We start from the raw sequence: 2,710 nt of genomic DNA, 5'->3' as shown, positions 1-2,710 counted from the left end.
GGACTTCCCGGGCAACACGCCGAACCCGACGGGCGGCAAGGACTACTTCATCGACGCCACGACCGGTCGCGACAGCGCGGCCGGGACCTCGCCGCAGACCGCCTGGCGCACCCTGGCCAAGGCGAACGCGACGACGTTCAAGCCCGGCGACCGGATCCTGCTCAAGGCCGGCGAGCAGTGGAACAACGAGCAGCTGTGGCCGAAGGGCTCGGGCAGCGCGGGCAAGCCGATCGCCATCTCGGCCTACGGCGACTCGAAGGCCCGCCGGCCGTACATCGCGACGAACGGCCGGGTGCCGAGCCCCTTCCGGGCGGACGGCACGAAGAACCCCGACACGGTCGGCCGGACCGGCGCCATCGTGCTGCGCAACCAGCAGTACTTCGAGATCGACAATGTCGAGCTGTCCAACGACGACAACTTCGCCACCGACATCACCACGGGGACCTACGTCCGCGACGGCATCATGGTCTCCATCAACGCCGACCTGCTGGCGGCCGGCGCGGACAGCGTCATGGACCACTTCCGCATCTCCAACGTGTACGTCCACGACCTCGACGGCCCGAGCACCTGGCAGAAGATCCACTACGGCGGCGTCAACTTCCAGGTCTTCGGCGGCAAGAGCTACAAGTCGTACGGCACCGGCGGCTACTACTTCAAGGACGTCCGGATCGAGAACAACACCTTCGTGAAGGTCGAGCTGCACGCCGTGCAGTTCTCGTTCAACTGGTTCGCCGCCGACGGAGCCGACGCCGGCCAGTACGACGAGAGCGGGAAGTTCCACGAGGGCTGGGAGCAGCTCTGGGTGCGGACCCGCGACCTGTACAGCCGTGACGTCTACATCGGCCACAACTACGCGGAGAGCGTCGGCCAGGGCGCGTTCCAGTTCGCCAACGCCAAGAACATGACGGTCGAGTACAACGAGGTCAACGGCTTCCTCAAGCGCTACGACGCGGTGTCCTGCGGGCTCTACCTGTGGGCGGGGGCCGACTCGGTCATGCAGTTCAACGAGGTCTACGGCGGCCCGGACAACGAGTACGACGGCACCCCGTGGGACCTGGAGTACACGAACTTCAACGTCACCTATCAGTTCAACTACTCGCACGACAACGCCGCGGGCTGGATGGCGTACATGGGCAACAGCTCCAACTCGGTCGCCCGCTACAACCTGAGCGTCAACGACAACGGCGTGCTGGTGAAGAACATGTTGTCGACGAACTACTCGCCGACCTACTTCACGAACAACACCTTCGTGTACGACGGCGCGGACCTCGACTACATGCACGACGAGACGTTCCTGAGCAGGGTCTACTTCCTCAACAACATCTTCCACAACACCTCCGCGACGAGGCCGACGCCCTGGTACCGCCGCAGCGGCGCGCTGCGCCAGGCGGTGTTCGCCAACAACGACTACTACGAGGCCGGCGGCACCCACTCCACCCAGGAACCGGCCGACCGGGCCGGCCTGCGCGCCGACCCGAGGTTCGTCGGCGATCCGGCGAAGTACGTCACCGGAGCGGGCGTGGACCGGATCCGGACGGCTGCCGCGCACTTCAAGCTCCGCGACGACTCCCCGCTCATCGACGCCGGCCGCTACAACCCCCACCTGGGCACCGAGGACTTCCTGGGCACCCACATCTACTACGGCGACGCGCCGGACATCGGCATGGCGGAGAGCCCGATCGGCGTGAAGGTCACCAACCCGGTCGACGACGACCCCATCGAGAACGAGCCCGGCGACGGCCGGGTCAACCTCGCCCTCGGCAAACCGGTCACCGCCAGCTCGACCCACCCCGGCCAGAACGGCACGCTCGTCGCCGGCAACCTGACCGACGGCAACCCGGCGACCCGCTGGGCGGCGGCCGACGACGCCGCCTACCCGATCACGCTCGACATCGACTTCGGCGCGGCCACCACCTTCGACGAGGTCTACCTGGACGAGTACACCGACTCGGGCACCAACCCGCGGGTCCAGACGTTCGACCTGCGGCGGTGGGACGCCGGGACCGGCTCCTGGGTGACGTTCGCCAGTCGCGCCGACGGCATCGGGCACGACCGGTCCGTGACCGGCTTCGGCAGCGTCACGACCTCCCGGCTCCGGGTGTCGCTCACCGGGAAGGTGCCGAGTGAGGTGTACACCCCGACGCTGACCGAGATCGCCGTCTATCGCGCCGCCTAGCGATACGGGCGGGTGGCTGCCACGGCCGCCACCCGCCCGCCGTTCACGGGAATGCCCTCCCTGACATAAGCCACAAACCCGGATACCTTGCCTGACCTGCAGCAACACTCCGAACAACCACCGACAACCGAGCATCAAACCCGGCAGACCACAACACCGGGAGCACCATGAGAACTGGAACGAGAGCAGCCCTCGCCGTCATCACCGGCGCCCTCACCACGACCGCCACGTTCCTCATCACCGCCGCCCTGACCCCCGTCCCGACCCCTGCCCAGCCCGGCCTCCAGCCGCCCCGGCCCCACTGCGCCGGCCGCCACGGCACCTGGCACGCCACCAAACGGACGTGCCGCCGCGACCCCGTCGGCCGGTCCCGTGAGCTCAGCCCGGCCCGGCCGGGGTCAGCCGCGCAGCAGCGGTAGGAGCCGGTCGCCCTGGCGTTTGATCTCCGGCAGGTAGGGGGTGTCGGAGAGGACGAAGTGGGTGATGCCGAGGGCCTGGTAGTCGCGCAAGGATTTCGCCACGTCCTCGGCCGAG

General features: G+C 68.0%; 2 protein-coding genes. Both read left to right on the top strand.

The window, feature by feature from the left end; translation table 11 throughout:
- Nucleotides 1-2,176: discoidin domain-containing protein (locus tag ACWEPL_RS65125; RefSeq protein ID WP_452443055.1), on the top strand; the 2,176-nt coding region annotated here is incomplete at its 5' end.
- 167 nt (nucleotides 2,177-2,343) lie between these two features.
- Nucleotides 2,344-2,595, top strand: coding sequence for a hypothetical protein (locus tag ACWEPL_RS65120; RefSeq protein WP_452443053.1), 252 nt, complete (start codon nucleotides 2,344-2,346; stop codon nucleotides 2,593-2,595).
- The last annotated feature ends 115 nt before the right edge of the window (nucleotides 2,596-2,710 follow it).

The organism is Nonomuraea sp. NPDC004186, from assembly GCF_053603495.1.
This window is presented reverse-complemented; position numbering and strand designations above follow the sequence as displayed.